The following is a 23,354-nucleotide window of genomic DNA, read 5'->3' as shown; positions in this document are numbered from 1 at the left end:
TTTTCACGTGGTATCTGTATGATTGATACGCTTACTGATCCGATCGTCGCGACGATGATCGGGTACTTCGCGGTGACGCTTGCCGTCGGACTCTGGTACGGACGGGGCGCCGGCGAGGGGTACGTCGAGTTCACGCTGGCCGGCCGGAATCTGAGCCTGCCGGTCTACCTGATGACGTACTTCGCAACGTTCGCGGGAAGCGGACTCACGATGGGACTCGCCCAGCACGCGTTCATCGAGGGCATCAGCGCCCAGTGGTACGCGATGACACAGGGGCTGGCCTGGATGACGATGACGCTGTTCATCGGCTTTATTTACTCGTTCGACGTCGTGAGCGTTCCCGAACTGCTCGGCCGGGTGTACGGGGAGTACACGCAGTACTTCGCTGGACTGTTTACCGTCGCCGGACAGGTCGCACTCACTGCCGGTCAGACGATCGGGATGGCATCGGTGCTCGCGGTCACCACGGGAATGAATCTTACGACGGCGTTCTGGATCAGCGTGGCCATCTTCGTGGGGCTCACCGCCTACGGCGGGATGAGCACGGTCGCCTACACCGACACGCTCCACGGCGTCGTCATCATCGTCGGAATGATCATCGCGATCCCGCTTGCCGTCTCGAACGTCGGCGGCGTCGGAGCGATCTCCGCGGACGTGCCGAGCGAGCACATGAACTGGTTCGGCGTGGGGATCGTCCAGATCGGGACCTGGTACCTGATGTACCTCACCGTCGCCGGCGCCCAACAGCAGATGCTCCAGCGGACGTGGTCGGCGAAGAACCGTCGGGTTGCGATGTTCGGAACCTTCCTCGCGGGGACGATCATCACGGGCTTCGGAATCCTCTCGGCGGCCGCGGGCATGATCGCGAACGCCCAGGGGGCCGACATCGCCTCCGAGATGGCGTTCGCCTGGACGATCACGAACACGCTCCCCGACGTGTTCGCCGGCCTGTTGCTGGCCGCGGCGGTCTCCTCGGTCATCACAGGTGCAGACTCGTTCCTCCTGGCCGGCGCGACGAGTTTCATCAACGACATCTACATCCCGCTTCGGGGCGGACACGAGGCGGTCAACGAGGACCGCCTCGTCTTCGTCACGCGGATCGCAATCGTCGTCTTCGGCGTCGGTGCCGCGCTGATCGCGTTCAGCGGGATCGAGATCATCGTGATCAACACCCTCGGAATGGGCATCATGTCCGTGCTGTTCGCCGGCCTGCTGATGATGCTCTGGGACGGCACCGTCCGTGAGGCCGGACTGCCCGGCTTCATCGTCGGCGGGATCGTCTTCGTCATCTGGGAGTTCGGCCTCGGCTCGCCCGAAATCATCGCCGGACAGGGGCAGGTCGAGCCCGCCGTTCCGGCGACGCTGTCGGCCCTGATAACGATCTGGCTCGTCAGCGTCCTGTACAACGGCGAGACGTTCACTAACGAGAAGATCCGCGAACTCGCGAGCGAGGACATGGATCGCCTGCGGGCCGACGAGGTCGCCTCGGACGATTGAAACGGGCGGCCAGTTGGCCGCGCGCGAGCGCACCGCTTTTGCACGTGCCCTCGATAGGGCAGGTATGGATCTCACCCACCGTCCGCGACGGCTCCGCCAGGACCGGGTTCGCGGGCTCGTCAGCGAGACGAGCCTCGAGCCCGCCGACTTCATCGCCCCGGTGTTCGTCGACGCGACGACCGACGACCGGATTCCGATCGAGACAATGCCCGGCCACGAGCGGGTACCGATCGACGACGCCGTCGACCGCGTCGAGGAGGTGCTCGAGACCGGCGTCGAGGCCGTCATGCTGTTCGGGATTCCCGAATCGAAGGACCCGGAGGGGACCCGCGCCTGGGCCGACGACGGCGTCGTCCAGGAGGCCACTCGGCGGATCACGAGCGAGACCGACGCCTACGTGATCACGGACGTCTGTCTCTGTGAGTACACCGATCACGGCCACTGCGGCCCCCTCGAGGCGGAGCTGCGCGGCGAGGACGGCGGGGCGTACGACCACGCCGCCGACTGCGATCCGGCGCTGACCGTCGACAACGACGCGACGCTCGAGGCGCTGGATCGAATCGCCGTCTCTCACGCCGAGGCCGGCGCGGACATGATCGCGCCGAGCGGAATGATGGACGGGATGGTCGCCGCCATCCGCGAGGGCCTCGACCGCGAGGGCTACGAGCGCGTCCCGATCATGAGCTACGCCGCGAAGTACGAGAGCGCCTTCTACGGACCGTTCCGCGACGCGGCCGACGGCGCGCCCGCCTTCGGCAACCGACGACATTACCAGATGGATCCCGCGAACGCCCGCGAGGCGATGCGGGAGGTTCGGCTGGACGTCGAACAGGGCGCGGACGTCCTGATGGTCAAACCCGCCCTACCCTACCTTGATATCGTCGGCGACCTCCGACGGGAGTTCGACCACCCCATCGCCGCGTACAACGTCTCCGGCGAGTACGCGATGCTCCACGCCGCGAGCGAAAAGGGGTGGCTCGACCTCGAGGCGGTCGCCCGCGAGTCGCTGCTGTCGATCAAGCGAGCGGGTGCGGATCTGATCCTCACGTACTTCGCCGAGGACGTCGCCGCCGGGCTCTCCGAGGGAGACTGATCGCAGTCGTGCCGTCACCGAGTGGCCGTTCGGGGAACGAACACCCCATCGCTCGCCGAGTACCGTATGAGCGCAGCGTCGGCGGTTTCTGACGAACGTCCATCGGCAGGTCGATCGGAACGTAGATGGGGCAACATTTTCCGCGCGAGGGCGGATCGACACCGACGAGAGAGAAATTTACCTCGAGCGTCGATGATCTCACGCGAACGTCGTTCGCAACCGGTACGTCAGCGGTCGGGACCGCGATCGCAGCCGCTCTCGAACGACCTTATACAGAATATATTGCCTATAAATATCTACGCCCGTCACGGATAGCCAACAATATGTACACATTCATCAACACTAAGCCTTATACTATTCACTTCCATCAGCTGTACCCGTGAATCCGAACACATACGCAAAAGGTAGTGGACTCGGTATGGACAATCGTTTACCAAATCCGGACGGAAAGTCTACGACCGAGGTGGGTAACTCGTGATCGAGCCGATCGCCCTCGAGGTCTCGACGGCCGATATCGAGCAGCTCGCGACGGGGATGAACCTGATGTGGGCACTCACCGTGACGTTCCTGATCTTCTTCATGCACGCCGGCTTCGCGATGCTCGAGGCGGGCCAGGTCCGCTCGAAGAACGTCGCGAACCAGCTGACGAAGAACATGCTGACCTGGGCGGTCGGCATCTTCGTCTTCTTCGTGATCGGGATGGGGCTCTCGAACAACGTCGGCGCGGCGCTGGGCGGCGGCGACGCCGGCCCACTGACGATGTTCGGCGAGGGCTCGTTCGACTGGGCGATGTGGCTGTTCAGCGCGGTGTTCGCGATGACGGCAGCGACGATCGTCTCCGGAGCCGTCGCCGGCCGCGCGAGGCTCCGGGCGTACGTCACCTACACGTTCCTGCTCGCAGCGGTCATCTACCCGGTCGTCGCCGCGATGGTCTGGTACGCCCCCGGCGGGGAGCCGATCCTGGCGAGTCTCGGCTTCTCGGACTTCGCGGGCGGGATGGTCGTCCACGGCGTCGGCGGGGTCGCCGGGCTCACCGCCGCCTGGATGCTCGGCGCCCGGATGGACAAGTACAACGACGACGGCAGCGTCAACATCATTCCCGGCCACTCGATGACGTTCGCCGTCCTGGGAACGCTGATCCTCTGTTTCGGCTGGTTCGGCTTCAACGTCGGGACGGCCGCGACGGTCGTCGACGTCGACGCCGGCGCGGCGGCCGGCGAGGTCGTCGGGCTGGCTGACTTCGAGTACGTCGGTAGCGTCGCGATGGTCACCGCCCTCGGGATGGGGCTTGGCGCGCTCGGCGCCTCGAGCGTCTCGCTCGCGATAAACGGCAAAGTCGACACGCTGTACGTCGCCAACGGGATGCTCGCCGGGCTCGTCGGCGTCACGGGGCCGACCAATCTCATCACGCCGATGGGCGCGATCGCGATCGGCTTCCTCGCCGGCGCCCAGCTCCCGATCGTCTTCAAGTTCGTCGACGAGCGGCTCAAGATCGACGACGTCTGTGCGGTGTTCCCGGTTCACGGGACCGCAGGGATGCTCGGACTGGTGATCTACCCGCTGTGGTCGATCGAGGGCACCGCGATCGGCGGCGGCGTCGTCGCCGGCGGGATCCTCTCGATCGAGGCGAGCGCGTTCGCTCCCCAGATCATCGGCGTCGCCACGATTACGGTCTGGACGGTCGCCGCGACCGCCGCCGTCTGGGGCGCGTTCAAGGCGATCGGACAGGCCCGCGTGACCCCCGAACACGAGCGCGACGGGCTCGACGTCACCGAACACGGCGTCGACACCTACCCCGAGTTCGGCGGACCAGACGTCGCGACGGACGGCGGAAGCGTCGATGATAAGCGCATCCGGACCGACGGTGGAAGCCCGAACGGCGGCGAGATCAAGATGGTCACCGCGATCGTCCGTCCCGACCGTCTCGGCGCGGTCAAGCAGTCGCTGGCCGAGGCGGGGGCACCGTCGCTGACGGTGACGAACGTCTCGGGTCGTGGCTCACAGCCCGCCAAGAAGGGCCAGTGGCGCGGCGAGGAGTACACGGTCGACCTCCACCAGAAGGTCAAGATCGAGTGCGTCGTCGCCGACATCCCGGCCGAAACGGTCGTCGACGCGATCTGCGAGGGCGCGAACACCGGCGAGCCCGGCGACGGGAAGGTCTTCGTCACCCCCGTCGAGCGGGCCGTCCAGATCCGGACCGGGAAGACCGGGACCGACGCGGTCTGATCGGATCGAAACGGGTACCGCGGCTTTTTTCGGTCGGCTCGAGGTCGCGAGCGCGTCGCCCGCTCGATCGCGGCCCGACGAGCGAACCTCGGTACTACTTTGCCGTCCCGCTCGTAAGGCTCGCCCATGACCGACGATCACTCTCGCGAGCTGTACGACCGGGCGCTGTCGGTGATGCCCGGCGGCGTCAACTCGGCGGTTCGGGCGGCGATCGAACCCTACCCCTTCTTCGTCCAGAAGGGCGACGGCGGCCACGTCATCGACGCGGACGGCAACCGCTACATCGACTGGGTGATGGGGCTGGGTCCGCTGCTGCTGGGCCACGACCTGCCCGAGCCCGTTCGCGCGGGCATCCAGCGAAACGCCAGCGAGGGGCCGATCTACGGCACCCCGACCGAGATCGAGGTCGACCTGGCGGAGTTCGTCGTTCGTCACGTCCCCAGCGTCGAGAAGATCCGGTTCGTCAACTCCGGCACCGAGGCGACCACCTCCGCGGTGCGACTCGCACGGGGGTACACGGGTCGGAACAAGATCGTCGTCATGCAGGGCGGCTACCACGGTGCCCAGGAGTCGACGCTGGTCGAGGGCGACGCCGAGAATCCGGCTCCCTCTTCCGCAGGCGTTCCGCAGTCCTTCGCCGAGCACACCCTTCCGGTGCCGTTCAACGACGAGGACGCGGTCCGGGAAGTCTTCGAAGAACACGGCGACGACATTGCCGCAGTGATGACCGAACCCATCCTGGCGAACCACGGCGTCGTCTACCCCGAGGACGGCTACCACGAGTTCCTCCGCGAAATCACCGACGAGCACGGCTCGCTGTTGATCTTCGACGAGGTGATTACGGGCTTTCGCGTCGGCGGACTGGGCTGTGCCCAGAGCGAGTTCGGCGTCACCCCCGACCTGACGACGTTCGGCAAGATCGTCGGTGGCGGCTTCCCCGTCGGCGCGCTCGGCGGGCGCGCCGAGATCGTCGAACAGCTGGCGCCCTCGGGGCCGGTGTTCCAGGCCGGCACGTTCTCGGGCCACCCCGTCACGATGGCCGCGGGTCTCGAGACCCTGCAGTTCGCCGCCGAGAACGACGTCTACGACCACGTCAACGGGCTCGGCGAGCAGCTGCGAAGCGGACTGACGGAGATCCTTGCCGAGCAGGCCCCGAGCTACACCGTCACCGGCACCGACAGCATGTTCAAGGTGATCTTCACCCGCGACGGGCCGGGCGCGAACTCCCTCGAGGAGCAGTGTTCGAACGGCTGCCGACAGCGGCCGACCTGCCCGCGCTACGACAGCTGTCCGAAGAACGCGGCCGACGTCAAAAACGCCGAGACCGACCGCTGGCGGCGGATCTTCTGGGGACAGATGAAAGAGCGGGGCGTGTTCCTCTCGCAGAACCAGTTCGAGTGTCAGTTCGTCAGCTACGGCCACACCGAGGAGGACGTCGAGGAGACCCTCGAGGCGTACAAGGAGGCGCTGTAGTCGCGGCGGTGATATCGAATCGTCGGAAGCGACGAGGCGGACGAACACTGACCGACTCGAGTGTCGACGACTGATGGACTTCGAGTTGCCCTCGAGTGCGGCCGAACTCGACTGGGCCCGCGTCGCGGAGCGGCTGCTCTATCTGTTCCCGCCGGTGATCGGCGTCGGCGTTGTCGGGGTGCTCCGGGAGGCCGATCTCGGGGTCCCGCTGCTCCAGCGGGGGCTAGTCCTGTTCGGCACGTTCGGGTACACGCTCCTGACAATCGGGGTAGCCGGGGCACTCCTTCTGGACGCGCGTCGAGTGCGTCGACAGCCGCGAGCGAGCGGCGAGTGGCGACCGAACCCGTGGCTCAACGCGGCGTTCGCGCTGCTCTGGGCGCCGATCGCGGGCGTCGTCTACCTCTTTCGGCGCCACCGTCGCTTCGGGACGCCGCCGGGCTGGTCGGAGTGGTGGGTCGTCGTCGCGGTCTCGTTCGCGACGACGGTGGTCGGGCTCGTCGCGGCGGTCGTCGCCGTCGTCCTCGCGTTTCCGGGGCCGTTGCTGACCGTAATCGGGCTCTCCGGGGCGGTCGCCTTCGGGGCGTTTCCGATCGCGATCCACCAGGATGCGGCCTACGTCTGTACTCGAAGCAACGGCTGGCGGCCGAATCCCGGGCTCTACCTCGGCTTCGCCTTCCTGACCCTGTTCGTGGCGCCGTTACAGCCGCTCCTCGCCGGCTACTACCTGCTGCGTCGCCACCGAACCCTCGGAACGCCGTAACCGGGCTCAGTCCGACGCGGTGACGATCTCCGGTCGGTAGCTCGCGACCGTCTCCATGACGGCCCGTCGATCCTCGTCGTCGACGTCGAACGACGACAGCGTCTCGTCGAGGTGGGTCGCGATCGCGTCGAACTCCGATGGCGTGATCCCCATCCCCTCGTGGGCCGCCTCCATCTCCGCACCCGTATACTCGACCGGCCCGCCCGTCACGGAGCTGATGAACTGCGTCTGGTGTGCCCGCTGTTTCTGCATGTCGACGTCCTCGAAGTAGTACGCGACCCGCTCGTCCTCGAGCACCCGGTCGTAGAACTCGTCGACGACGGCGCCGATTGTGTCTTGGCCTCCGAGACGGTCGTAGAGTGTCTCTGTCACGGAGAGGGATAGTTAACAGCCGCTAATAAATCCAGTCCCGAACATGTCGTCGGCTCCGCAGCGGGAAACGGAGCGATCGGAGCACGGTTCGAAAGCGCGGCCGACAAGCGTGCGCTTTTCATACTCCAGGCGATGAGTACCCTCCATGAGAACGCGCGGGACGCTGCGACTGGCGACGCGGGGGTCGGATCTGGCCCGGCGACAGGCCGGCCTCGTACAGGAGGCCCTCGAGGAGCGACGGTACGAGGTCGAACTCGTCACCGTCGAGACGAAAGGCGACCAGATACGGGACGAACTGATCCACCGGCTGGGGAAGACGGGGGCGTTCGTCCGCGAACTCGACGAGCGGGTCCTCGAGGGGGAGGTCGACGGCGCGATCCACTCGATGAAGGACATGCCGACCGACCAGCCCGAGGAGCTGGTGACGGCGGCGGTCCCCGAGCGGGGACGGCCGGGCGACGTCCTCGTCACGCCCGACGGCGCCACCCTCGGAGAATTGCCCGACGGGGCGACCGTCGGCACCTCGAGTCTGCGCCGACGCGCACAGCTACTGTCCGAACGCCCGGACCTCGAGGTCGAGCCGCTGCGGGGGAACGTCGACACGCGCCTCGAGAAGCTGCTCGCGCCGTCGCTGCAGGTCGAACACCAGGAGCGCAACGACGCCGAGGAGGAACGGGAGGCTAATGCCGACGACGAGGAGTTCGAACCCGAGTACGACCGACCCGTCGACGAGTGGTTCGACGACCTCTCCGAGCTCGAGAAGCAGGCGCTGGGTCGAGAGGTCGAGACCGAGTACGACGCGATCGTGCTCGCCGAGGCCGGCCTCGAGCGCAGCGGCCTCGAGCACTCCGTCGACTACCGGCAGCTGTCGCCGACGACGTTCGTTCCCGCGCCGGGACAGGGGGCCCTGGCCGTCACCGCGGTCGACGGCGAGACCGCGGACGATCTCCAGACGCTACTCGACCATCCCCGGAGCCGCGCCGAGACGACCGTCGAGCGAACCGTGCTCGCGGAGCTGGGCGGGGGCTGTATCGCGCCGATCGGCGTCTACGCGGTCCTCCAGGGAGAGTACGTCCGCGCCACGGTCACGGTGTTCGACCGCGACGGCGAGGAGTCCGTTACGGCGAGCCGAGATCTGCCCGTCGAGCACCACGCCGAGGCAGCTCGCGAGTTCGCCGCCGACCTCGCCGATCGCGGCGCCGCGGAACTGATCGACGCCGCCCGCGAGGACGCAGATCCCACCACGGAGGAGCCTGCGGAGAACTGATGACCGACGCTGCCACAGCGCCGGAGCCCGGCACCGTCTACCTCGTCGGCAGCGGGCCCGGCGATCCCGAACTGCTGACCGTGAAGGCGAAACGGCTGCTCGAGCGCGCGGACGTCGTCCTCCACGACAGGCTGCCCGGCCCCAAGATTCTCGAGGGGCTGTCGGCCGACCGCTGCGAGGACGTCGGCAAACGGGGCGGCGGCGAGCGAACGCCCCAGCCCGAAATCAACGAGCGGCTGGTCGAACTCGCCCGCGAGGGGAACTCGATCGTCCGGCTGAAAGGCGGCGACTCGTTCGTCTTCGGCCGCGGCGGCGAAGAAGCAGAGTTCCTCGCGGCCCACGGCGTTCCGTTCGAGATCGTCCCCGGCGTTACCTCGGCTACCGCCGCCCCCGCCGTCGCCGGGATCCCCGTCACCCACCGCGAACACACGTCTTCGATCTCGATCGTCACGGGCCACGAGGATCCGACGAAGCCCGAGTCCGCCGTCGACTGGGAGGCCCTGGCCGCCGTCGGCGGAACCATCGTCGTCCTGATGGGCGTCAGGCGGCTCCCCGACTACACCGGCGCGCTGCTCGAGGCCGGTATGGCCCCCGAGACGCCGGTCGCGCTCGTCGAGCGCGCCACCTGGCCGAACCAGCAGGTTGCGGCGGGAACCCTCGAGACGATCGTCGACGCCCGCGACGAGGTCGGTATCGAGCCCCCCGCGGTGACCGTCGTCGGCGAGGTCGCCGCGACCAGGGCGACCGTCCTCGAGTTCCTCGCCAACGAGACGGCGAACGAGGCGACAGCGGCGGACGAGGAGGTGTGATCGAATGCGAGACCTTTCGGTTGCGGTGTTCCGCCCAGACGACGAGCGCCTCGCCGACGCGGTCGAGCTGATCGACTCGCTGGGCGCGACGCCGGTACCGGACCCGATGCTGTCGGTCAAAGCGACCGACGCTACCCCCCGGGAGGACGCCGACTACGTCGTCCTGACAAGCAAGACCGGCGCCGAACTCGTCGCCGACTCGGGCTGGGAGCCCGGCGACGCGACCATCTGTGCGATCGGTCCGAAAACGGCCGAGGCCGTCCGCGAGGCGGGCTACGAGGTCGACGTCGTTCCCACCGAGTACACCTCGAGTGGGCTGGTCGAAACCCTCTCCGATCGGATCGACGGCGCCCGGATCGAGGTCGCCCGCAGCGACCACGGTAGCCCCGTCCTGCTCAACGGGTTCGAGGCCGCCGGCGCGTACGTCCACGAGACGATCCTCTACCGGCTTGTCCGACCCAAAGGCAGCGGCGAATCCGCCGAGCGGGCGGCCAGCGGCGAACTCGACGCCGCCTGCTTCACCTCGTCGCTGACCGTCGAGCACTTCCTCGAGGCCGCCGCGGCTCGGGGGCTGCACGAGGAGGCGCTCGCGGGGCTCGAGGGCGCGACCGTCGGCGTCATCGGGGAGCCGACCCGGGAGACGGCCGCCGGACTCGGAATCGACGTCGACGTGGTCGCGAGCGAGGCGACGTTCGACGCGCTGGCCTGCGAGACGGTCGAGGCCGCGGCGCCGACGTACCGCGACTGACCGACTCCCGACTATCGACTCGAGCGAGGGCGACGGCGAGCCCTCGAGAGCGCAGGCTCGCTTCCGGCGAAGTTCCGTGTGAGTGGGTCTCAGTCGGCTCTCGCAAGGATGCACCGTAATTTCTCCCGGTGGCTAGGCGAGGTCGAATGACAGTCGAACGATCGAACACGCTCGAGCTCGACCCGCCCGGGACGGTCGGGCTCAGAGTCGCGTTTTTCGTCCTCTGGGGAATCGACATGGTCGCCGCCACCCTCTTCTTTCTCGTCCCCTACGCGACCGAACTCAATCCCGTCACCGTGCTGTTCTACGACGTGTTCGGCCTGCCGGGCGTCGCGCTCGCGGCGACGTGTTACGCCGCGGTCGTCGTCGCGATCGGCCACGTCCTCTCGGACCCGCTCGACCGCCGGTTCGTCGGCGGGATGGTGGCGGTGTACCTCGTCCTCGTGACGAACAATGTCGTCCTGTTGCTCTCCGGGAGCTCGCCGATTGCCGCCTGACGGTTCGGTCGGGACCGGAGCTTTATCCCGTATGCCGACCCACGATCGACCGATGAGCCGATGACCGGACCGGTTCCCGAACTCGACGAGCGAGCGCTCGCCTGTGCACGACACCTCCGCGACTGCGACCGCGTATTGCTCGCCTCCCACATCGACGCCGACGGACTGACGAGCGCCGCGATCGCCGCGCAAGCACTCGAGCGCGCGGGGATCCCATTCGAGGCCGTTTTCGAGAAACAGCTCGACGAGACCGCGATCGCCGACATCGCCGTGACCGACTACGACACTGTGTTGTTCACCGACTTCGGCAGCGGCCAGCTCGACATCATCAGCGAACACGAGGACGACGGCGCGTTCACGCCGGTTATCGCCGACCACCACCAGCCCGCCGACCGCGACACCGAGTACCACCTCAACCCGCTGCTGTTCGGGATCGACGGCGCCTCGGAGCTGTCGGGTGCGGGTGCGAGCTACGTTCTCGCACGGGCACTCGCCGAGCTCACGGCGGAAACCGACGGCAGCGACCCGATCGCGGCTGCCGATGGGGGGACCGCGACCGCGCGCGCCGACAACCGCGACCTCGCCGCCCTCGCGGTGGTCGGCGCCGTCGGCGACATGCAGGCGTCCGGGGGCGAACTCCACGGCGCCAACGAGGGGATCGTCGGCGAGGGCGTCGACGCCGGCGTCGTCGAGACCGGGACCGACCTCGCGCTATACGGCAAACAGACCCGCCCGCTGCCGAAGCTCCTCGAGTACGCGACCGACGTTCGCATCCCCGGGATCTCGAACGACCAGCGCGGTGCGCTCTCATTTCTCGACGGACTCGACCTCGATCTGAAATCGGGGGGCGAGTGGCGTTGCTGGGCCGAGCTGACCAGAGAGGAACAACAGACCGTCGCCAGCGCCCTGGTCAAGCGGGCGGTCGAGCGGGGCGTTCCCGCGTCGAAGATCGACCAGCTGGTTGGCACCAGCTACGTCCTCAGCGAGGAGCCGGTCGGCACGGAGCTGCGGGACGCGAGCGAGTTCTCGACGCTGCTGAACGCGACCGCCCGCTACGAGCGCGCCGACGTCGGGCTCGGCGTCTGCCTGGGCGACCGGGAAGGTGCGCTCGAGCGCGCCCGCAAGCTCCTGCGAAACCACCGACGGAACCTCTCGGAGGGGATCGACCTCGTCACCGAGGAGGGCGTCACCCACGAGGCACACGTCCAGTGGTTCCACGCCGAGGATCGCATCCGCGAGACGATCGTCGGCATCGTCGCCGGGATGGCGATGGGCAACGACGGGGTTAGCCGGTCGAAGCCGATTCTCGCGTTCGCCGAAAAGGGTGGAGACGGTAACGGCGGAACCGAGACCGACGCCGAGGAGATCAAGGTCTCGGGCCGCGGCACCCACGGTCTCGTCCGGAAAGGACTCGACCTCTCGGTCGTGATGGGGGAAGCCTCGCGGGCGGTCGGCGGCGACGGCGGGGGCCACGACGTCGCCGCCGGCGCGACGGTTCCGAAGGGATCGGAGGCGGAGTTCGTCGAACGAGCCGACGAGATCGTCGGCGACCAGCTCTCCTGATCAACTCGAGCGGTCCATCGATGCCGGCACCGTCGGCACCAGCGGCGTGCGCGAGGTCAACAGGTACGTCGACTTCCGGACCGCTCCCTTGGCGTACTGAATCGAACTTTTATACACCGGCGTGCGCTTGCCCCGGATCTGGGTCCGTCCCTCGAGGATGGCGTCGATGAGGTCGTCGCCGTCGATCTCGGCTTTGGTCGGGTTCGCGGCGTCGGGCGTGACGAGGATCTCGGTGTATGCGCGGCCGACGTTCGGCAGGTAGTGAGCGTCGCTGGCGCCGATCTCGGGGTACTCCCGTCGTCTGGCGAACGTCCGGGCGCGACGGTTGCGGTAGCCGGTAAACAGCATCGAGTTGTAGACCTCGATCGCGTCCGCGTCTCGGATGTGGCGCTTGCGAACGCCGTGACGGCTGCGCTGGAACGGGTGGGGAACGATCGCGACGCCGCCGAGGTCGCGAACCGTCTCGACCGTCTCCACGAACGGTTGGCCCGGATCAGGTCGCTCCTCGACGCCGATCGCCAGCAGGTGGCCGTGTCGGGTCGATACCTCGACGCCCGGGATTCCGACGAGACCGTACTCCGGTGCGATCTCGGCGGCCCGGAGTGACTCGCCGATCTCGTCGTGGTCGGTGATGACGACGCCGTCGAGCCCGATATCCGCCGCGTGCTCGAGAACGAGTTCGATCGGTTCGTGGCCGTCGTAGGAGTCGTCTGAGTGAACGTGAAAGTCGATGGCGAAAGGGATCTGAGCTGTCATGAGACCTCTCGAATAGCGTCCGTTCTACACGGTAGTTCGGACGGTCGCATAAGCGCTCCGCCACGTCTCTCGGATGGATTCTATATCGTAATATGGAGTTTACTGGCTTCGCCTGGACGGCCGACTACCTCGACACGGCAGACTGACGGCGAGAGCCCGCTTCTGACGACAACCGTTCGTAGAAGCTGCAGCGACCGCAGACGGACAGACGGACGAATAAGCGGTTATTACGGGTGACGAATCCGAGCCCGGTCCGTCAGCGGGAACCGTCCGGAATCGCATCGCCGATCGAGACGCCGTTCAGAACGCTTCTGATCTCGAGCGGGTCGGTCCGGTTCTCGAGGCGGTCGTGTAGTCGGGACATACACTCGAGCAATCCCTCGACGGCGGCCCCTCGGGTCGGCACGCGACCGATGCACTCGGTGACCGCCCGGTCGTCGAGTGCGTACTGGTACTGCAGTTCCCAGCAGTGGCTCAGTCCGAGTCCGGGGTGGAAGCTGTCAGCGGTCGTCCGGTCCGCAATGAGTTCGATCGGCGGCCGAGCGTGACGATACGCGAGGTAGCCACGACAGCACTCGACCGGCCCCCATCCCGGCGGAAGCGCTTCCAGCGGGACGGGGTGTTGATCGGATGACATCGTTGCCGGCTATCCCGGTGAGAGGGATGGTGGTGCCGCTTGCGTACGCGTGCGCCGTATGTAGGAACCCCGTACCGTATCAGTGCGGTTACTAATATCCGTGTTAATCTGCAGCAAGCGACCGATCGTCCGACTTTTGTCCTCGCTCGCGTTCGTAGACGGTATGGCAGAGTTCGACCCCGAGAAGTTCGAGGACAAGTACGCCAACTACTTTCCCGAACTCCAGCAGGCCTACAAGAACGCGTTCAACCGGATGAACGACCGCTACGACTCCGAACTGGTCCACGCGATCGACCAGCAAGTCCTGAACGAGAGCGAGCCCTTCTACGACGGAAACGGCGAGTTCCGCGTCGAACTTCCCGACAACCCCTACGACCGGGTGACGGGCGTGCTGGTCGAGGAGGAGCGCTTCGAAGAGATCCTCGAGATTCACATCGAGGAGATCGAACGGGAACTCGAGCGGGTCTTCGAGTTCGACTGAACGGGAAGCGACGGAAGGTTTAGGGAGGTTCGCCCCCAACGGCGAGACATGAGCACCGAAACTCAGGACGGAGACGACCTCGAGGACCGCGTCTCGAACTTCCTGCGACGGAACTTCCCGCAGATCCAGATGCACGGCGGCTCGGCGGCCATTCAGGACCTCGACCGGGAGTCCGGCGAGGTCACCATCGCACTCGGTGGCGCCTGCAGTGGCTGTGGGATCTCGCCGATGACGATCCAGGCGATCAAGAGCCGGATGGTCAAGGAGATCCCCGAGATCGAGAAGGTCAACGCCCACACCGGTATGGACGGCGGCGACGACATGGGCGGCGGCATGGAGCCGTCGTTCCCCGGTGAGACCGTCGACGACGGCGAGGCCGACGAAGGACCCGAAGCTCCGTTCTAAGGCGTCGTTTCCGATCCGTTCTCGTGTTTTCTCTCGATCGAGAGCTGCCGGACTCTACCGGAGGCCGCGTCCCCGTTCCCACGTCCGCACGAGCGACGCGAGCGTGCGGTTCGTCGGGGCCTCGAGCCCGCGTTCGGCCGCCCGCTCGAGGACGTAGCCGTTGATCGCGTCGATCTCCGTTCGGCGTTCCGCGAGGACGTCCTGGTGCATTGACGAGGTGTTGGCCGCCGTCTCCGCGACGACTCGCTCCGTCGCCGCGAGCGCCTCGCGGTTCGAGAGCCCGACGCCCTCGGCGCGAGCGACGCGAGCCGTCTCGCGAGTCGCCCCGCGAGCGAGGTCCGCGGCCGGCTCCTCGAGCACCGCTGCGTTCTCGGTTGCGGTCAGCGCCGTCACCGGATTGATCGCGGCGTTGACCGCGAGCTTCTCCCAGAGTCGGCGAGGCATCGACTCGGAGACCGTGGTCTCGAGCCCCGCCGAGCGGAAGGCCTCGCCGACTCGGTCGGCGACCGCGGATCCGCCCCCGCGGCGGTCGCCGAGGACGATCTCGCCGACTCCGGTGCACTCGACGATACCCGGCTCCCGCAGAACCGCACCGTAGGAGGCCGTTCCGGCGAGTACGGGCTCGCCCAGCGTCTCGGCGAGTAGCTCCTCGTTTCCCATCCCGTTTTGTAGGGAGAGGACGGCGTCGAACGCCCCCGTCGCGAGCGTTTCGGCGGCCCGTCTCGTGTCGTAGGATTTTACCGTCACGACCGCGAGGTCGGCCGCGAGTTCCGTTCCATCGGTCGTCGCCTGCGGCTCGACTATCGCCTCGAGCTCGCCCTCGAGGGCCAGCTCGCGCTCCCGAACGGCATCGACGTGGGCCTCGCGTCCGACGAGCGTTACCTCGTGGTCGCGCGCGAGAACGCCACCGACGAGACTCCCCAGGCTGCCGGCGCCGAAGACGACGATCTCCATCGCTCGAGGGGTGGTTTCGGAACGGTAAAAACGGTTGTCGTTAGTCCTCGGTCCAGTAGTACAGATCCTCGCGATCAGCGCCACAGGACGGGCAGCGTTCGGGAAGTTCGGAGTCGAGACGTCCCATCTCGCCACACTCCCAGCATCGCCACATCAGCTCCGCCTCGCCGAACTCCTTGCCTGATCGGACGTGCTCGACGCTCATCGCCTCGAACCCCTCCCGAATCGTGACGTAGAATCCGTCCTCGTCGAACCCGCGGACGCGACCGACCTGCGTTCCATCTTCGGTGTAGATCTTCGTGCCGAACCCGAGGCGGGGTGTATCCTGTTCTTCAGTCATACGTAGCTCCGACGCTCCGGGCGAACATAAAGGATATACGGTCTTCAAAAGGGCCGGGTGTGCCGTTTTCGGAAGTGTTCGGATCGCCGCCAGAACCATGCCGAGTCGTTCGTAAACCGCTGGCGGCGATACCAATTCGGGTTCGGACGCCGGAAGGGCGGAACGGAACGCCGTCGATCGGGGACCGACTTTCGGCCTACTTGACTCCCAGCGCGTCGGCCATCACGTCGGCGATATCGGTGTTGTCCCGCGCCCGGTCGAAGAACTCGGCGTTCGGCCCGTCGGCGTACAGCGGCACGTCGACGCCCGTGTGACCGTGGGAGGTGAAGTCGATCAACATCTGCCTGTTGAGCATATCTCGAAGCGCGGGGACCTCGGCGTACAGCGGGCCCAGATCGATCGCCCGGTAGATGTCGGCGTCGGAGTGGTTTCGGTCGACGTCTTCGAGTTCGATTCCGGCGACCTCCGACATGACGGTCTGGAGGTCTTCGACGTCCTCGACTTCCTCGTCGATGGCCGGTACGATCCCTTCGGTGACGCTGGCCTGGAGCGCGTCGATCATCTCGTAGTCGACGTTGTAGATCCCGTCGCGACCGAGCGAGAAGCCGCCGCACTCGTGGTCGGCGGTCGTCACGACGGTCGTCGGTGCCGTCCCGTTGTCCCGTGCGAAGTCGAGGCAGGCGCCGACGGCCCGATCGCCCTCGAGCTGTTCGTCGAGGATCGCCGGGTCGTTCTTGTGCCCGCAGTGGTCGACCCGTCCCGCCTCGACCATGACGAAAAAGCCCTCGTCGTTCTCCGAGAGGAGATCGAGCGCCTTCTCGGTCATCTCGACGAGTCCCGGCTGAGTCGTATCGGACTGGCGATCGAGGTAGTAGTTCAGGTGGCTGTCGTCCTCGGTGAAGAGCCCGAGAACGGGCGACTCCTCTACGTCTGCGAGTTCTTCGTCGGTCTCGACGATTCGGTACCCCTGCGCTTCCGCGGCGCCGAGCAGGTCCCGCCCGTCGTCGCGCTGGTCGGGGTCGAAGTGGGCCTTCCCGCCGCCCAGCAGGACGTCGACGTCGGCCTCGTCGATATACTGCTCGGCGATCTCGTCCTCCATCGACCGGTGGGGGACGTGGGCGGCGAACGCCGCCGGCGTCGCGTGGGTGATCCGCGTGGTCGTCACCAGCCCCGTCGCGAGCCCCGCGTCGCTGGCCGCCTCGAGGATCGTTTCGACGGGGACGAACTCGTCGTCCTCGTTTCTGATGCCGCCAATCGCGCCGTTGTACGTCTTGACGCCGGCGCCGATCCCGGTGGCCGAAGCGGCGCAGTCGATCGCGCCCGGACTCGTCGCTCCGGCCGCCGAGTCGATGACGACCTCGTTGGGGTCGTCGGGGAAGACGGTCATCGTCCCGTGGGCCTCGTGTCGATCCATGTGCAGCGGCGTCTCGGACGGATCGGCGTTCAGCGGGAACTGATCTGGGTCCTCCTGGTAGGCCTTGAGGTAGCGGGCGCCCGTGACCTGGGTTGGCCCCATCCCGTCGTGGATGAACGTGATCGCGTTTCGACACTCCTCCGCGCGATCCGCGTCGCTCTCCTCGTCACCGTCGTCGGCGGCCGCTCGGCTGGAGAGGGCAGCACCCCCGGTGAGTGCACCAACTCCCTTGATGAACGATCGCCGCTCGGTCGCGACCGACGGGAGCGCCTCCGGATCGGGAGCGATACTACCACTACAACAGTTGTCGTGGCCCATACGAGGGTGACAACACACCACGGTATCGGATTTTTGCCTTCAAACTACTGCTAAATATAGCACCCACAGGAGATCGACGAACGAACCCGTGATGTTACATGAAGTCCTCTATTCCCGATTGCTTGTTCTTGTCGTTCTCGAAGATGCTCTCGAGGGACTTCTCGAGCACCTCGAGGCGCTGTTTCGTGTAGTCCCGACAGTCGTACTCGTCGGCGACCTGGATCGCAGTCTGCATGTACTTGTTGACCGACCCCTGGTGGACGGTGAGGTTGACGCGGCCGCCACACTCTCGGCAGTCCCCCGTCAGGGGCATCCGACGGAACTTCTCGCCGCAGTCGAGACAGCGAGTCTCCTGGCGTGAGAAGGCCCGCAGGTTCCCGATCAGGTCCGGCAGGAAGTGGTACTCGATCACCCGTTCGGCGACGTCGGTCTCGTCGACGGCCCGGAGCTTCCGGGAGAGCTCGAGCTGGGCGTTCATCTTCTCCATCATCGACCCGAGCGTCTTGTACGCCGAGAGGTCGGGTCCCATCGCGATGTCGGTGACGTCGTGGGTGTGTTCGAAGCCGGTGTACTCGAGGTCGGTACCGAGGGTGTCCTCGCCGATCCGAATGTCGACCTCGCCGGGGTCGGCCTGCTCGAGGGTCGCCTCGTAGAACTCGCGAGGGTACTGCGAGGCGATGTCCATGTTGTGGGCCTCGTCGTCGATCTCGGAGGGGTCGATCCTCGAGGACATAACCAACGGTGCGTCCATCTTCCCCCCGCGTTGATTTGGCAAGAAGCTTTCACTAAAGTTCAACAAGCCGTCCATGAGGAGCATCACGCAATCCTCGTCTCCGTCGCAGTTGCGGCGTTTGGCGGCGTGAAAGTACGGATGTGCGTATCCGACCGCAGCGCTCGTAAAACCAACCACTCTTCCGACAGTTGCCGCACTCGTGTGTGGCGCCATCCCGAACACCAGCTCGCCGACGAGCTCCTGTCGGTCCTCGAGCTCGTAGAACGGCTCGAGCCCGTAGTACTGCTCGAGGAGGTCGTCGATAAAGTCGGCGGTCTGCATCATGTGCTCGGCGGCGCCGTCCGAGAGGACGATATCCTGTACCTTCAGCTCGACTAGCTGGTCCTCGTGGACGAGGGGGTCGCCGTGGATATCCGTCTCGTAACCGAGCGCCTGGAGCTGGCCGATGTCGACGTCGAGTTCGGTGGCCCGGACGGAGGTGACGGGCAGGTCGGTCATGTCGTAGCGGACGGTGCCGTCCTTGAACGACGAGACGTCGTGTTTGGCACGTAGCACGCCCTTCTCGATCGGCTCGGGGACTTTGGTCGTCGACGTGAGCCCCTTCACGCCCTTGAGGATCTCGAAGGCATTCTCGCGCTCCCCGACCGACTTGAGGGCATCTCGATACTGCTCGTTGAGGTCGACCTCGCGGCGCTCGACGCAGGTAGCCTCGACCTCGCAGTGGCCACACTCGACGCGACCCGCCTCGTCGGGTTCGATCTGCGTCTCGCAGTCGGGACAGCGGTAGTCGGGCGTCGTCCGTTCGTTGCAGTCCGGACACCGATTCTTGAACGTCTCCGTCCCGCAATTCTCACAGCGCTGACGACCGATCTCGAGTTCGACGACGCCGGGAGTATCCGACATCGTCTCGGCGTGTTTGGCCGCGTCCGCGACGTTGCGCTGTGGGCCCCCGGCCTCGCCGATCGGGAACAGGGTGTGGACCGGCGGGCTCAGGTCCCGGCGCTCCGACTTCTCGGGGCGACCCATCCGATTGCCGATCCGCGTGGGCGCGCGCTCTCGAACCGTGAAGGGGGCGACCTCGTTGACCGCCTCGATGGCGTTGTCGCCTTCCTCCTCGTGGCCCCACGTGCGGGCGCGCTCGGAGAGATCGTCGTCGCTCCAGGTGCGCTCGAGTTCGACGGTCGGCCGTCGGTCTCGGGCGTCGGGGTCGGCCGCCGCGCCGTCGGCGACCGTTTCCCTGGGCTCGCAGCCGACCGTGTGCGCGAACGGTTTCCAGTCGTCGATCTCGATCCGGCCGTCGTCGGGACGCTGGCGGTGCTCGACGATGATCGCCTCGAGGGCCCCGCGGACGGTCTCGTCGTGTGCGAGGACGAGCGTTCCGTCGCCGCCGTCGGCGCGCTCGACCCGGCCGTTCGCGACCGCGTCGGCGAGCGTACGGAACTCCGCGACGGAGACGTCGTGCCAGAGGTAGGTGTACTGCGGATGAAGCGGCGCGTCGTAGGACGTTGCCCACTCGAGGGCTCGGTCGGCGTCGGGGTTCTCGAGGTCGATCCGGGGGTCGTCCTCGAGGGCCTGGACGTCCGCACCCGCGGCCTCGAGATCCTGGATCCACCACTCGAAGACGTACGAGGCAGGCGAGAGGGGATGGTTGTTCTCGACGAACTCGCCGTAGTTGACCAGGTACTCGCCGGCGTCGAGGATCCGCTCGACGCCGTTTCTGATCTCGAGGGCCTCCTGGGGGTCGTCGATCCGGCGGACGTCACCGTTGGCCAGCTTGACTGTCGGACCGTCAATCGTGTCGACCGGGACGATCCCGTGGGCCTTGCCGGGCCGCTCGGTCTTGATCTGGGTCCCGGTCGCGAGGAAATCGTCGAGGAGGTGCATCGTCGCGGGGTGGACCCCACCGGTCGCGAAGCCGTGGTTGCGCGCGCGGCCGTACCGGAGCCGGAAACCGCCAGCGGCGCTTGGATGCGAGAAGACGGGGCGGCCGGCGATCAGATCCCGGAGAAACTTCTGGGAGGACTTTGCCCGGACGGGGCCCTCGGGTTCGGCGGGCTCCGTCTCATTCTCGCCACCGCCGCCGTCGTCGGACGCCTCGTCTGCCTCACCGTCTTCGTCCTCCGGCGCGTCGGCCGCCTCGTCGGCGTAGTTGCCGTCGATGAGGTCCTGCAGCCAGGGCCAGTCGATCTCGTCGAGCGCGGAGGTGTAGCGCTGGATCTTCGGGGCCTTCAGGGCGATCCCCTCGGCCAGGACGAGACACATCCCGCCGCGGGCGTTGTTGGTGTCGACGCGCTCTAAGTCCCGGAACCCGGAAACCTCCTCGTCGCCCGTGGCCTCCCCGTCGAGCATGATCGGGAGGTGTTTGGCGATGAACTTCGTCTCCTTGTCCTTGGGGGTGTACTGTAGTCCCGTCTCCTTGTCGTAGAGGCCGATCTCCTCGGCGTAGCGTTCGACCTCTTCCGATCTCGCGTTGTACTGTTCGATCCCGACGAGCGCGCGTGTGTAGTCCGCCACGAGCACCGAGAGGGCCTGTGCGGTTCCGCCCGCCGAGCGGATCGGCCCCGCGTAGTAGACGTTGACGAACTCGGTGCCGTCGTCGTTCTCGAGCAGTTCGACCCTGTCGATCCCCTCGATGGGGGCGGCGACGACGCCCTCGGTGAGCAGGGCGACCGCCGTGCGGACCGCCCCCTCGACCTTGCCCGCTCTCGTCTCGTAGTCGCCGACTCGTCCCTCCGCGAAGTCCTCGGCGAGCGCCAATGCGGCCTCCTCGCGGCTCATCTCGCCCTCGAGTTCGCGGACGCGCTCGGCGACGTCGTCGATCCCGAGGATGTTCTCGACGCGGTCGGCCATGTCCTTGGCGACGGGGATCTCGACTTCGGGTTCGGGATCCCCGCCCCGCTCTTTGGCCCGTTCGGCGACGTCGAACGCGGTATCGAGCTGGGCCTCGAGCCGGCGGAAGTAGCGTTCGTCTTCCTCGCGCATCTCAGAGCCAGCGGTCGAGATCGGTCGTCTCGTCGTACTCGCACCCGAGGGCGGCGACGTACTCCGTTCCGTGCTCGACGGCTCGATAGTTCATACGACACTACTGTGACGGCCGGAAGAAAAAGCGCACCGGTCCCCGGCGCGGGCCGCGCGGAATCGTCCCTTTTCGGGCGAGATCCATGTGCTACTGACACATCTATAGTGAAATTATAAGATGCATGCCCTGAAATAACGTATCGAACGTCCACAAACGGCAGCTATTGGATGAAAATGGCTATCGGGACGCCGATTCTCCACGATAAACCAAAACATATATAGTTTGCTGCCACGGCCATTACTGTGAGAATGGCAAACAACCAGAAGGTATGGACCCGACGGCACGTCCTCGCCTCGGGTACCGCGGTCTCCGCCGCGGCCATTGCAGGGTGCATCGGTGGGAACGGTGACGACGACGACGACGAGGAAGGCGGCGAAATCCTTGATCCGGAGGAGTACGACTACGAACGGGACGAGCCCGACGACCCCGACGCCGTCAGCGACGGCACGATGGTCTACACGCAGGAACTCGAGCGCGACGAGGACTTCGACCCCGTCGTCGCGAACGACGCCTACAGCGTTCAGGTCTCGAATCTGATCTACGACGACCTCTTCGAGTTCAACTACGACTACGAACTCGAGCCGAAGGTCGCCGTCGACTTCCCCGACGTCGAACGCGACGACACGCGCTACCTCTACGAGATCCACGAGGGAATCGAGTTCCACAACGGCGACGAGCTCACCGCTTCCGACGTCGCCCACTCGTTTACCGCGCCGGTCGAGGAGGAGACGCCGAACATCTCGACGTACGACATGATCGAATCGGCCGAGGCGATCGACGACTACCAGCTCCAGGTCGACCTCGAGCATCCGTACGGTCCCTGGGAGATGTTCAACCAGGCCGTCGCGATCGTCCCCGAGGACGTTCGGACGGAGGACACCGAGGCGTTCAACACCGATCCGGTCGGCTCCGGACCGTTCCAGTGGGCGGACTTCCAGCATGGAGAGTACGTCGAACTCGAGCGCTTCGAGGACTACTGGGACGATCCGATGCCCCATCTGCAGGCGATCCGCTTCGAGGACAACGTCGACGACGCGAGCCGCGTCAGCGAGATGATGGCCGGCGACACCGACGCGATCGGCGACGTCCCGAACGACGACTGGGACGAACTCGAGGGCGAGGACGACGTCAACCTCCACGTTGCCGAGAGCCCCTCGGTCGCGTACATCTACTTCAACTGTAACGAGGGCGCAGGAACGGCCGATCCGAACGTGCGCCGCGGGATCGCTCACGCGTTCTCGATGCAGGACTACGTCGAGACGTATCTGAACAACGCCGCGATTCCGCTGGTGACACCGACGTCGCGTATCACCAACGACCTGTGGGACTTCCCGGTCGACGAGTGGGAAGAAGAGCTGTACCCCCAGTACGATCCCGAACAGGCCGAGGAGCTCCTCGACGAGCACGCACCCGACGACTGGAACCCGACGTTCCTGGCGCCGGACGACGAGCGAGCGACGCTCGCCGAGCGCGTCGCGACCCGGGTTGGCGAGCTCGGCCACGACATGGAGGTTCAGACGATGGACTTCGGCGCGATGCTCGAGCAGACGATCTACAGCGACGGGAACCCTGACGATTACGAACTGTACATCGTCGGCTGGACGGGCGGACCCGACCCCGACCAGTACCTCTACCCCAACTTCCACGAGAGCCAGGAGGGGACCAACCAGGGTCACTTCTACGAGGGAAGCGACGACTTCCACGACAACATCGTCGAGGCGCGCGAATCCGCCGACGACGAGGAGCGCCAGGAGCTCTACAACGACGTCATCGAGGAGATCCTCGAGGAACTCCCGGCGTTGCCGGCGTACACCGAGCACAACTCGATGGCCACCGGCGAGCACGTCAGAGATATGCACGTCCATCCACAGATGCAGTACAACCCTCACCTCGTCTCCGACGAGGGCAACGTCTGGATCGACGACTGATCAG

General features: G+C 66.4%; 20 protein-coding genes. 13 read left to right on the top strand and 7 right to left on the bottom strand.

The genetic code is table 11. The annotated features are described in order from the left end of the window. The first annotated feature begins 18 nt into the window (after positions 1-18). The 5 genes from C491_RS07465 (at position 19) to C491_RS07445 (ending at position 7,049) form a co-directional block, all read left to right on the top strand. Positions 19-1,497 carry a sodium:solute symporter family protein gene (locus tag C491_RS07465; protein WP_005554952.1) on the top strand — a complete coding sequence of 493 codons (1,479 nt, stop codon included), beginning with the start codon at positions 19-21 and terminating at the stop codon, positions 1,495-1,497. A gap of 64 nt (positions 1,498-1,561) precedes the next feature. Continuing rightward, positions 1,562-2,590 (top strand): porphobilinogen synthase, encoded by a 1,029-nt coding sequence (gene hemB / locus C491_RS07460; RefSeq protein WP_005554951.1) that lies wholly within the window; start codon positions 1,562-1,564, stop codon positions 2,588-2,590. 474 nt (positions 2,591-3,064) lie between these two features. Then, the gene (locus tag C491_RS07455; protein WP_005554950.1) at positions 3,065-4,816 is read left to right on the top strand and encodes an ammonium transporter; all 1,752 of its coding nucleotides are present in this window, start codon (positions 3,065-3,067) and stop codon (positions 4,814-4,816) included. Positions 4,817-4,942: 126 nt separating this feature from the next. Beyond that, complete coding sequence (hemL, locus tag C491_RS07450) at positions 4,943-6,289, top strand: glutamate-1-semialdehyde 2,1-aminomutase (RefSeq protein WP_005554949.1); 1,347 nt, start codon at positions 4,943-4,945, stop codon at positions 6,287-6,289. 73 nt (positions 6,290-6,362) lie between these two features. Beyond that, positions 6,363-7,049 (top strand): hypothetical protein, encoded by a 687-nt coding sequence (locus C491_RS07445; RefSeq protein ID WP_005554948.1) that lies wholly within the window; start codon positions 6,363-6,365, stop codon positions 7,047-7,049. 6 nt (positions 7,050-7,055) lie between these two features. On the opposite strand, the gene C491_RS07440 is transcribed toward C491_RS07445, so the two are convergent. After that, on the bottom strand, positions 7,056-7,421 hold the full coding sequence (locus C491_RS07440) for a group I truncated hemoglobin (protein ID WP_005554945.1): 366 nt from the start codon (positions 7,419-7,421) through the stop codon (positions 7,056-7,058). A 145-nt stretch (positions 7,422-7,566) separates the two neighbouring features. On the opposite strand from C491_RS07440, the gene hemC reads away from it, so the two are divergent. From hemC to C491_RS07415, 5 genes are all read left to right on the top strand, one after another. Next, positions 7,567-8,688, top strand: coding sequence for a hydroxymethylbilane synthase (hemC, locus tag C491_RS07435; RefSeq protein WP_005554943.1), 1,122 nt, complete (start codon positions 7,567-7,569; stop codon positions 8,686-8,688). After that, positions 8,688-9,497 (top strand): uroporphyrinogen-III C-methyltransferase, encoded by an 810-nt coding sequence (gene cobA, locus C491_RS07430; RefSeq protein ID WP_005554942.1) that lies wholly within the window; start codon positions 8,688-8,690, stop codon positions 9,495-9,497. The genes hemC and cobA overlap by 1 nt, the downstream gene beginning before the upstream one ends. Positions 9,498-9,501: 4 nt before the next feature. Continuing rightward, positions 9,502-10,245 (top strand): uroporphyrinogen-III synthase, encoded by a 744-nt coding sequence (locus C491_RS07425; protein WP_005554941.1) that lies wholly within the window; start codon positions 9,502-9,504, stop codon positions 10,243-10,245. A gap of 146 nt (positions 10,246-10,391) precedes the next feature. After that, positions 10,392-10,742 (top strand): hypothetical protein, encoded by a 351-nt coding sequence (locus C491_RS07420; RefSeq protein WP_005554940.1) that lies wholly within the window; start codon positions 10,392-10,394, stop codon positions 10,740-10,742. Positions 10,743-10,802: 60 nt separating this feature from the next. Continuing rightward, the gene (locus tag C491_RS07415; protein WP_005554939.1) at positions 10,803-12,305 is read left to right on the top strand and encodes a DHHA1 domain-containing protein; all 1,503 of its coding nucleotides are present in this window, start codon (positions 10,803-10,805) and stop codon (positions 12,303-12,305) included. Here C491_RS07415 and C491_RS07410 read toward each other — a convergent pair whose 3' ends face one another. Further along, a complete protein-coding gene (locus C491_RS07410; protein WP_005554938.1) occupies positions 12,306-13,061 on the bottom strand; it encodes a PHP-associated domain-containing protein in 756 nt (251 codons plus the stop codon). 256 nt (positions 13,062-13,317) lie between these two features. After that, positions 13,318-13,698 carry a hypothetical protein gene (locus C491_RS07405; RefSeq protein ID WP_005554937.1) on the bottom strand — a complete coding sequence of 127 codons (381 nt, stop codon included), beginning with the start codon at positions 13,696-13,698 and terminating at the stop codon, positions 13,318-13,320. Positions 13,699-13,861: 163 nt separating this feature from the next. Between C491_RS07405 and C491_RS07400 the strand changes: the two genes are divergently transcribed. Together C491_RS07400 and C491_RS07395 are read left to right on the top strand one after the other, a co-directional pair. Continuing rightward, complete coding sequence (locus C491_RS07400; RefSeq protein WP_005554936.1) at positions 13,862-14,179, top strand: DUF5783 family protein; 318 nt, start codon at positions 13,862-13,864, stop codon at positions 14,177-14,179. 48 nt (positions 14,180-14,227) lie between these two features. Further along, positions 14,228-14,584: a NifU family protein gene (locus C491_RS07395; protein WP_005554935.1), complete on the top strand. Its 357-nt coding sequence runs from the start codon at positions 14,228-14,230 to the stop codon at positions 14,582-14,584. Positions 14,585-14,638: 54 nt separating this feature from the next. Here C491_RS07395 and C491_RS07390 read toward each other — a convergent pair whose 3' ends face one another. From C491_RS07390 to C491_RS07375, 4 genes are all read right to left on the bottom strand, one after another. Further along, positions 14,639-15,538, bottom strand: coding sequence for a ketopantoate reductase family protein (locus C491_RS07390; protein WP_005554933.1), 900 nt, complete (start codon positions 15,536-15,538; stop codon positions 14,639-14,641). A 40-nt stretch (positions 15,539-15,578) separates the two neighbouring features. After that, on the bottom strand, positions 15,579-15,878 hold the full coding sequence (locus tag C491_RS07385) for a DUF7130 family rubredoxin-like protein (protein ID WP_005554932.1): 300 nt from the start codon (positions 15,876-15,878) through the stop codon (positions 15,579-15,581). Positions 15,879-16,074: 196 nt separating this feature from the next. Then, positions 16,075-17,610: an alkaline phosphatase gene (locus C491_RS07380; protein WP_005554930.1), complete on the bottom strand. Its 1,536-nt coding sequence runs from the start codon at positions 17,608-17,610 to the stop codon at positions 16,075-16,077. Between the two features lie 94 nt (positions 17,611-17,704). Next, complete coding sequence (locus C491_RS07375) at positions 17,705-21,325, bottom strand: DNA polymerase II large subunit (RefSeq protein ID WP_005554929.1); 3,621 nt, start codon at positions 21,323-21,325, stop codon at positions 17,705-17,707. 345 nt (positions 21,326-21,670) lie between these two features. Here C491_RS07375 and C491_RS07370 point away from each other — a divergent pair, with 345 nt between their 5' ends. Next, a complete protein-coding gene (locus tag C491_RS07370) occupies positions 21,671-23,350 on the top strand; it encodes an ABC transporter substrate-binding protein (protein ID WP_005554927.1) in 1,680 nt (559 codons plus the stop codon). Positions 23,351-23,354: the final 4 nt, after the last annotated feature.

Source organism: Natronococcus amylolyticus DSM 10524 (assembly GCF_000337675.1).
Taxonomy (GTDB): Archaea; Halobacteriota; Halobacteria; order Halobacteriales; family Natrialbaceae; genus Natronococcus; species Natronococcus amylolyticus.
The sequence above is the reverse complement of the archived record's forward strand: the minus strand, read 5'-3'. Positions and strand labels throughout refer to the sequence as shown.

What these genes read in the sequence shown, in the direction of transcription:
- C491_RS07465 (WP_005554952.1), top strand. Translation starts at nt 19, where the DNA reads ATGATTGATACGCTTACTGATCCGATCGTCGCGACGATGATCGGGTAC.
- hemB (WP_005554951.1), top strand. Translation starts at nt 1,562, where the DNA reads ATGGATCTCACCCACCGTCCGCGACGGCTCCGCCAGGACCGGGTTCGC.
- hemL (WP_005554949.1), top strand. Translation starts at nt 4,943, where the DNA reads ATGACCGACGATCACTCTCGCGAGCTGTACGACCGGGCGCTGTCGGTG.
- C491_RS07445 (WP_005554948.1), top strand. Translation starts at nt 6,363, where the DNA reads ATGGACTTCGAGTTGCCCTCGAGTGCGGCCGAACTCGACTGGGCCCGC.
- hemC (WP_005554943.1), top strand. Translation starts at nt 7,567, where the DNA reads ATGAGAACGCGCGGGACGCTGCGACTGGCGACGCGGGGGTCGGATCTG.
- cobA (WP_005554942.1), top strand. Translation starts at nt 8,688, where the DNA reads ATGACCGACGCTGCCACAGCGCCGGAGCCCGGCACCGTCTACCTCGTC.
- C491_RS07425 (WP_005554941.1), top strand. Translation starts at nt 9,502, where the DNA reads ATGCGAGACCTTTCGGTTGCGGTGTTCCGCCCAGACGACGAGCGCCTC.
- C491_RS07420 (WP_005554940.1), top strand. Translation starts at nt 10,392, where the DNA reads ATGACAGTCGAACGATCGAACACGCTCGAGCTCGACCCGCCCGGGACG.
- C491_RS07415 (WP_005554939.1), top strand. Translation starts at nt 10,803, where the DNA reads ATGACCGGACCGGTTCCCGAACTCGACGAGCGAGCGCTCGCCTGTGCA.
- C491_RS07410 (WP_005554938.1), bottom strand. Translation starts at nt 13,061, where the DNA reads ATGACAGCTCAGATCCCTTTCGCCATCGACTTTCACGTTCACTCAGAC.
- C491_RS07405 (WP_005554937.1), bottom strand. Translation starts at nt 13,698, where the DNA reads ATGTCATCCGATCAACACCCCGTCCCGCTGGAAGCGCTTCCGCCGGGA.
- C491_RS07400 (WP_005554936.1), top strand. Translation starts at nt 13,862, where the DNA reads ATGGCAGAGTTCGACCCCGAGAAGTTCGAGGACAAGTACGCCAACTAC.
- C491_RS07395 (WP_005554935.1), top strand. Translation starts at nt 14,228, where the DNA reads ATGAGCACCGAAACTCAGGACGGAGACGACCTCGAGGACCGCGTCTCG.
- C491_RS07390 (WP_005554933.1), bottom strand. Translation starts at nt 15,538, where the DNA reads ATGGAGATCGTCGTCTTCGGCGCCGGCAGCCTGGGGAGTCTCGTCGGT.
- C491_RS07385 (WP_005554932.1), bottom strand. Translation starts at nt 15,878, where the DNA reads ATGACTGAAGAACAGGATACACCCCGCCTCGGGTTCGGCACGAAGATC.
- C491_RS07380 (WP_005554930.1), bottom strand. Translation starts at nt 17,610, where the DNA reads ATGGGCCACGACAACTGTTGTAGTGGTAGTATCGCTCCCGATCCGGAG.
- C491_RS07375 (WP_005554929.1), bottom strand. Translation starts at nt 21,325, where the DNA reads ATGCGCGAGGAAGACGAACGCTACTTCCGCCGGCTCGAGGCCCAGCTC.
- C491_RS07370 (WP_005554927.1), top strand. Translation starts at nt 21,671, where the DNA reads ATGGCAAACAACCAGAAGGTATGGACCCGACGGCACGTCCTCGCCTCG.